Annotated in this window: 6 protein-coding genes and 1 pseudogene; 6 read left to right on the top strand and 1 reads right to left on the bottom strand. The window is 68.9% G+C overall.

Annotation, left to right across the window (positions count from 1 at the left end; all coding sequences use genetic code 11):
- From VFP86_02930 to VFP86_02905, 6 genes and pseudogenes are all read left to right on the top strand, one after another.
- A partial coding sequence (locus VFP86_02930; protein ID HET8998581.1) for a hypothetical protein occupies positions 1–502 on the top strand: 502 nt, incomplete at its 5' end.
- Positions 503–628: 126 nt separating this feature from the next.
- Entirely contained in the window at positions 629–1,465 is an 837-nt protein-coding gene (locus VFP86_02925; protein ID HET8998580.1) for an MBL fold metallo-hydrolase, read from the top strand.
- 84 nt (positions 1,466–1,549) lie between these two features.
- On the top strand, positions 1,550–2,620 hold the full coding sequence (locus VFP86_02920; protein ID HET8998579.1) for an alcohol dehydrogenase catalytic domain-containing protein: 1,071 nt from the start codon (positions 1,550–1,552) through the stop codon (positions 2,618–2,620).
- On the top strand, positions 2,611–3,648 hold the full coding sequence (locus VFP86_02915; protein HET8998578.1) for an alcohol dehydrogenase catalytic domain-containing protein: 1,038 nt from the start codon (positions 2,611–2,613) through the stop codon (positions 3,646–3,648). The genes VFP86_02920 and VFP86_02915 overlap by 10 nt, the downstream gene beginning before the upstream one ends.
- Before the next feature lie 181 nt (positions 3,649–3,829).
- The gene (locus VFP86_02910; GenBank protein ID HET8998577.1) at positions 3,830–4,843 is read left to right on the top strand and encodes a methyltransferase; all 1,014 of its coding nucleotides are present in this window, start codon (positions 3,830–3,832) and stop codon (positions 4,841–4,843) included.
- A 105-nt stretch (positions 4,844–4,948) separates the two neighbouring features.
- Positions 4,949–6,059, top strand: a pseudogene (locus tag VFP86_02905) (IS5 family transposase).
- 173 nt (positions 6,060–6,232) lie between these two features.
- Here VFP86_02905 and VFP86_02900 read toward each other — a convergent pair.
- Positions 6,233–6,581 (bottom strand): cupin domain-containing protein (locus VFP86_02900; GenBank protein ID HET8998576.1); only part of this gene is annotated, 349 nt, incomplete at its 5' end.

Here is a 6,581-nt window from a genome sequence, read left to right as displayed (position 1 = left end):
ACTCTACGACAAGGCTGGCGACCCCCGCGGCGCCGTGCACGTCCTCCACAACCTCGCCTACGTGCGGCTGCACCAGGGTGCCCCAGAGGAAGCGGCGGCGCTCTTCCGGGAGAGCTTGATCCGGGCGCAGGACCTCAAGCGGACGCCCGCCGTGCTCATGGCCGTCGCGGGCTTGGCGGCCGCGCGGATGGGAGACATGCCACCGAAGCGGGTCGCAAGGCTGCTCGGCGCGGTAGACGCGCTGCTGAGGACGGCGGGCATTCACCTCGAACCGGCCGAGCGTGCGGATTTTGACCAGACGGTGGCCTCCGTGCGGGCGCGGTTGGGTGATGACGCATTCGCCTCGGCGTGGAGGAGCGGCCGCGACATGACGCTGGACGAGGCCGTCGACGATGCCCTCGCGCTGGCGGCCGCTGTTCCTGAACCCGCATCGGGCACAACGCCGGACCAGGAGAACAATGATGCCAGCGCGGATGAAACACCCAGCGATGGTCCTTCCTGACGCCATGCATTGCCACCACCAACGTCTTCAACCGCCTCAACGTCACCACCAGGCAGACGGCGGGCGCGTGGAAGCCGTAACAACCGCCTCAACGGCAGCGGGAAGCAGAAGGAAGGCAGGGGAGACATGGCCAGATTCATTTGTGTGACCTGTGGGGTCCAGTATCCCGAATCGGCGCAGCCGCCCGAGGCGTGCCCTATCTGTGAAGACGAGCGGCAGTTTGTCGGCTGGGACGGGCAGCGGTGGACGACGCTTGGGGCCATGCAGTCCGATGGGTACCGAAACCGCGTGGCGGAGGAGGAGCGGGGGCTCACCAGCATCCTCACCCGGCCGCATTTCGCCATCGGCCAGCGGGCGCTTGTCGTGCGCACGCCGCACGGCAACCTCCTCTGGGACTGCGTCACCTACCTGGACCAACAGACGATCGAGGCGGTACACGGGCTCGGCGGGATCGCCGCCATCGCCATTTCGCATCCACATTACTACTCGTCGATGGTCGAGTGGAGTGAAGCGTTCGGTGGAGTCCCCGTGTACCTTCATGCCGGCGACAGGGCGTGGGTCGTTCACCCCTCGCCGCATATCGTGTTGTGGTCCGGGGAAACGAGATCCCCACTTCCGGGCCTTGAACTCGTCAACCTCGGAGGGCATTTCGACGGAGGCACGGTGCTCTACTGGCCCGAGGGGGGAGAACGCAGAGGCGTGCTCCTCTCCGGGGATGTCATTCAGGTCGTCCAGGATCGCCGGTCGGTGAGCTTCATGTACAGCTATCCCAATCTCATCCCGCTCTCGGGCGCCGAGGTCGAGCGCATCGCCGCGGTGATTCGTCGTTATCGGTTTGATCGAATCTACGGCGCCTTCGACCGACGGCAGATCGTGACGGATGCAGGCGAAGCGGTCCAGCGGTCCGCCAGGCGGTACATCCAGCACCTCGCGGGCGTTGCCGGGCAACCGAGCGCGCGCTGATGGGGAAGCGGCTCCGCGTTTCTTGACACCCTTCCCACCCCGTGTCAGTGTTGGGTAGACCAGAAGATCCAACGGAGACGGGAGATGGAGGACCGGAGTCGGTCGGGGAGCCTTCGCACCATGCGGCAGGCGATTCTTCACGCGCCCCGCACGCTCGACCTGGCTGAGGTTCCCGTTCCCGCGCCCGGGCGCAACGAGGTCGTCGTCCGGGTCCGCGCCGCGCTCACCTGCGGCACCGACCTCAAGACATACCGGCGGGGCCATCCCCGGGTGCCGTTCGGGCCGTTCGGCCACGAGGCCGCCGGGGATATCGCGGCCGTCGGGGATGACGTCCAAGGATTTTCTGTGGGCCAGCCGGTGGTCTTCATGCCGACGGCGCCGTGCGGGCAATGCGGGCCGTGCCGCCGTGGCCGTGAGAACTTATGCGTCACGTTGTTTGACGAAATCGCCGTCGGGACCTATGGGGAGGCGGCGCGTCTCCCGGCGCGCATCGTGCGCCGGCACCTGTTTCCCAAGCCCGCGACCCTGTCCTATATCGAAGCCGCGTTTCTCGAGCCTCTGGCCTGCGTCGTGCACGGCTGGCGGCGCTTGGGGCAGATCGGCGGCGCGCGGGTAGCGGTTGTCGGGGTCGGTCCGATCGGGCTCCTGTACATCCGCGAGTCGAGCCGCCGCGGACTTGAGGTGATCGCGATGGGCCGGGGCGACGCTGCGCTCGCGCAGGCCGTTCGGGCCGGGGCCGTGCATACGATCGATGTCACCCAGGGCGATCCCGGCCAGGCGCTGCGGGCGATTTGGGGGGAGGGCCCCGACATCGTCGTCGAGTGCACCGGATCGGCCGACGTCTGGAAGGCGGCGCCGTCGTGGGTCGCCGGTGGGGGCCGGGTCCTGTTGTTTGGAGGACTGCCCGGCGGAGCCATGCCGGAGTTCGATGCCACACGCCTGCATTACGGCGAAGTCGACCTGGTCGGTGCGTTTCACTACTGCACCGAGGATGTGCTCGAGGCGCTGCAGCTGCTCGCCTCCGGGACGCTGCGTCCGGGCGACCTGATCACCGAGGTGCGGCCCCTTGACGCGATCGTGCAGGTGTTCCGCGACCTCGACCGGGGCGCCGGGTCCAAATACGCCCTCCTCCCCGACGGCTCCGAATGGCCCTAGCGCGGCCCACCACCGCCATCGCGGCGATCTATTACGCTCCCGGCGATCTCCGCCTGGAGGAGGTGCCGCTGCCGCCGCTTGGTCGAGGCGAGATGCTGGTCCGGATCAAAGCCTGCGGCCTCTGTCCAGGCGAGGTCATGGACTGGTACATGGCGCGGAAGGCGCCCGTCCCACTGGGGCACGAGCCCGTCGGCGAGGTCGTTGAAGTGACCGATGGCGTGGCCTTCCGGCCCGGGGATCGCGTGTTTGTGCACCATCATGCGCCCTGCCTCGTGTGCCGTTTCTGCGGGCGCGGCGATTTCGTACACTGCGCGACGTGGCGGCCGCGGCGCCTGTTGCCCGGGGGCCTCGCCACGCATGCGATCGTGCAGGCGCCCGCCGTGGCGGCGGACGTCGTGCGGGTGCCCGAGAGCCTGTCCGACGACTCCGCGACCTTTATCGAGCCGCTGGCATGCGTGGTGAAGTCGGTACGCCGCGCGCGGGTGAGGGAGGGGGACCGCGTTGTGGTGATCGGCCTGGGCGTGATGGGCATGCTCCACCTGCTGGTGCTCCGCGCCTCGGAGGCGCCGGGCCATCTCCTCGCCGCGGACAGGGTCCCGGAGCGTCTCGCCCGAGGGGCCGGGCTTGCGGATGTGGTCATCGATACTTCCCGCATACCCCTGGCCGAGGCCGTCGCACGAGCCACCAACGGCGGCGCCGATGTCGTCATCGTCGGTCCAGGGAGCGTGGAGGCGCTCGAGGCAGGTCGGATGGCGGTGGCGCCCGGGGGCACGCTTGTCGTATTCACGCCAACGCCCCCCGACGTGGTGTGGCCGATCCGGATGCACGAGGTGTTCTTCAACGAGACGACGATCGTCCCGTCCTACTCCGCCGGCCCCAACGATACGCGCGAGGCGGTGCGCCTTCTGGCCGGCGGCCTCCCAGTCGAGCCGCTGATCACCCACCGTCTGCCGCTCGCAGGCACCGGCGAGGGCTACGCTCTCGTCCGCGCCGCCGGTCCCGCCCTCAAGGTTGTGGTGCAGCCGTGAGCCTGAGGCGGGACGTCTCAGCGGCTCTAGCAGGCTGCGGAAAAACGCGACTGCTGGGCTGTGAGCAGGCGCAAGCAGCAGACGTTCGTCCGGCAATAGCTGCTTGATAGTGCAGCCGTGGCGGTCTAGTCTCGGCTCATCACTCGGCGAGTCGACGGCATCCCGTTGGGAGGTGGGTGCGATGAGTGCGGACGGCACACCCCCAGCGCTCGCGCTGCTCCAGCAGGCGCTCGGTTTCTGGATCTCCCGGGCGATCTGTGTCGTCGCCCGGCTCGGTATCGCGGACCTCCTCAAGGATGGCCCGCTGGATACCGAGACATTGGCGGCGGCTGCCGGGGTGCACGCCCCGTCCCTGTACCGCGTCCTGCGCACGCTGGCCAGCGTCGGGATCTTCGCCGAGGGCGAGGACGGACGCTTCGGCCTCACGCCGCAGGCGGAACCGCTGCGGAGCGACGCCCCCGACTCCATCCGCGACTACATCCTGTTGGTGGGCGAGGAGTGGTACTCGCGGCCCTCGGACCACCTGCTCCACAGCGTCCAGACCGGCCGGCCCGCCTTCGAGCGGGTCCACGGGGCGGACTTCTTCACCTTCCTGGCGCGCGACCCGGCGGCGGCCGCCGTCTTCGACGCCGCGATGACGAGCCGCAGCGCCCAGGAGAACGACGCGATCGCCGCCTGCGACTTCTCCGGCCTCGGGACGATCATCGACGTGGGCGGCGGCCACGGCTCGCTCCTGGCGGCCATTCTGCGCGCGAACCCGGGGCTGCGCGGGGTCCTTTTCGACCGGCCACAGGCCGTCGCCGGGGCGCGGCACCAGCTGGAGGCAGCCGGGCTGGGAGGGCGCTGCGAGGTGGTCGCGGGGGACTTCTTCGTGTCTGTCCCCGCGGGCGGGGACGCCTACATTCTGAAGCGGGTAATCCACGATTGGGACGACGAGAGCGCCGGGGCGATCCTCCGGAACTGCCACCGGGCGATGCCGGAACACGGCCGCCTGCTCGTGATCGAGCTGGTCCTCCCGCCGGGCAACGATCCTTCCCTCGGCAAGCTCTTCGACCTGCTCATGCTCGTGGACCTGGGCGGCCGCGAGCGCACTGAGGCCGACTACCGGACGCTCCTGGCCGGCACCGGCTTCGAGCTGACGGCGGTCACCCCGACGCCATCGCTCGTCAGCGTGGTCGAAGGAGTGCGCCGGTAGCCAGCCAAGGTACGGTCCCGCCGCGCCGAAACAGCCGCCGATCTCCCTACCGGCCGGCCTCCTCGGGCAGGTACCATCGAGCCATCCCGGAGGGAGGACAGCAGGATGCGAGGGCGGCCCGACCCGCAGATCACGATTCTGGCGTTCATCGACCTGGAGGAGCGCGTCCCGACCGCCCACCCGCTGCGGACGGTCAAGCGTCTGGCGGATGAGGCGCTCGCGGAACTCTCGCCGCTGTTTGACAAGATGTAAGCCGAGGGCGGCCGACCCTCGATCCCGCCCAAGCGGATGCTGAAGGCCTCGCTCCTGATTGCGCTGTACTCGGTGCGGGGCGAGCGGGCCTTCTGCGAGGAGCTGGAGTACAACCTGATGTTCCGCTGGTTCCTCGACCTGGACCTCCTGGGGCCGAGCTTCTACCCGACCGTCTTCACCAAGAACCGCGCCCGCCTGCTGGCGCACAAGGTGGGACAGGAGTTATTCGACGAGCTGGTCGGTCGGGCCCACGAGCGGGGGCTGCTCTCGGACGAGCACTTCACCGTCGACGGGACGCTCATCGAGGCCGCGGCTAGCCTGAAGAGCTTCAAGCGCAAGGACGCCGACCCGCCCACCACCGACAGCGATCGGGGCAATCCCTCGGTCAACTTTCATGGCGAGAAGCGCTCGAACGCCACCCACCGGAGCACCACCGATCCCAATGCGCGGCTGATGCGCAAGGGCAAGGGGCAAGGAGGCCAGGCTGGTGTTCATGGGGCATGCCCTGATGGAGAACCACCACGGGCTGCTGGTCGACTTCCAGGTCACGCACGCGACCGGGACCGCCGAGCGGGACATGGTGCCGGCCCCTGCTCGATCAGCGCGCGAGCGTCACTTCAACCCGAGGACCCTCGGCGCTGACAAAGGCTACGACACCCGCGACTGCGTGGCCGACCTCCGCCGGCGGGGCGTCACGCCGCACGTGGCCCAGGTGACGAAGGGCCGACGCAGCGCCATCGACGGGCGGACCACCCGCCACGCCGGCTATGTCGTCAGCCAACGCATTCGCAAGCGGGTCGAGGAGATCTTCGGCTGGATGAATACGGTCGGCGGCTTCCGGCGGACGCGCTACCGCGGCCTGGACCGCACCGGGCTGGCCGGGTACCTGGTCGCCACCGCCTACAACCTGGTCAGGCTCGGCCGACTGCTGGCAATCCGGGCCGAGATCCCCGCGGCAGCCTGACACCAGCGGTCGCCATCGGCCGAGAACGGGATCGGGCAGCGCCCAACGGCCGCTTACGGGTGTGCCGCTCATCCTCAGCGGGCGCCGAGCACCCCGCCCAGCGGTCCCGGAGCCGGCGTCTAGCGCCCTCGGGGGCCCAAGACGCCCTCAAACAGCCGTTTTTCCGCAGCCTGCTAGTCTCGAAGGATGCGGATCCTCTCGAGCCACTCCTTGGAGGGGATCACACAGAGAAACCCGAGAGGCTCATCGGCGAGGTTCTCAAACTGGTGCTGCTCATCTGAGGGGATATAGATGGCATCCCCTGCCGCCACCTCATGCATCTCCCATCCCAGGAGGACCCTGGCTCGGCCCCTGAGGATGACCACGCCCTGATCGTGGTGATGATGCTCGAACGATGTCTGCCCGCGGGGCGGAATCTCGAAATACCGAATGGCAAAGTGCTGGGCCCCTTCCCTCGGCCCAATGAGCACCTTGCGGCAACTCCCTTCGCTCGCCCCGCCTCCCCGATACGGTTCCTCCTCC

This window comes from bacterium (genome assembly GCA_035703895.1).
GTDB lineage: Bacteria > Sysuimicrobiota > Sysuimicrobiia > Sysuimicrobiales > Segetimicrobiaceae > Segetimicrobium.
The sequence above is the reverse complement of the archived record's forward strand: the minus strand, read 5'-3'. Positions and strand labels throughout refer to the sequence as shown.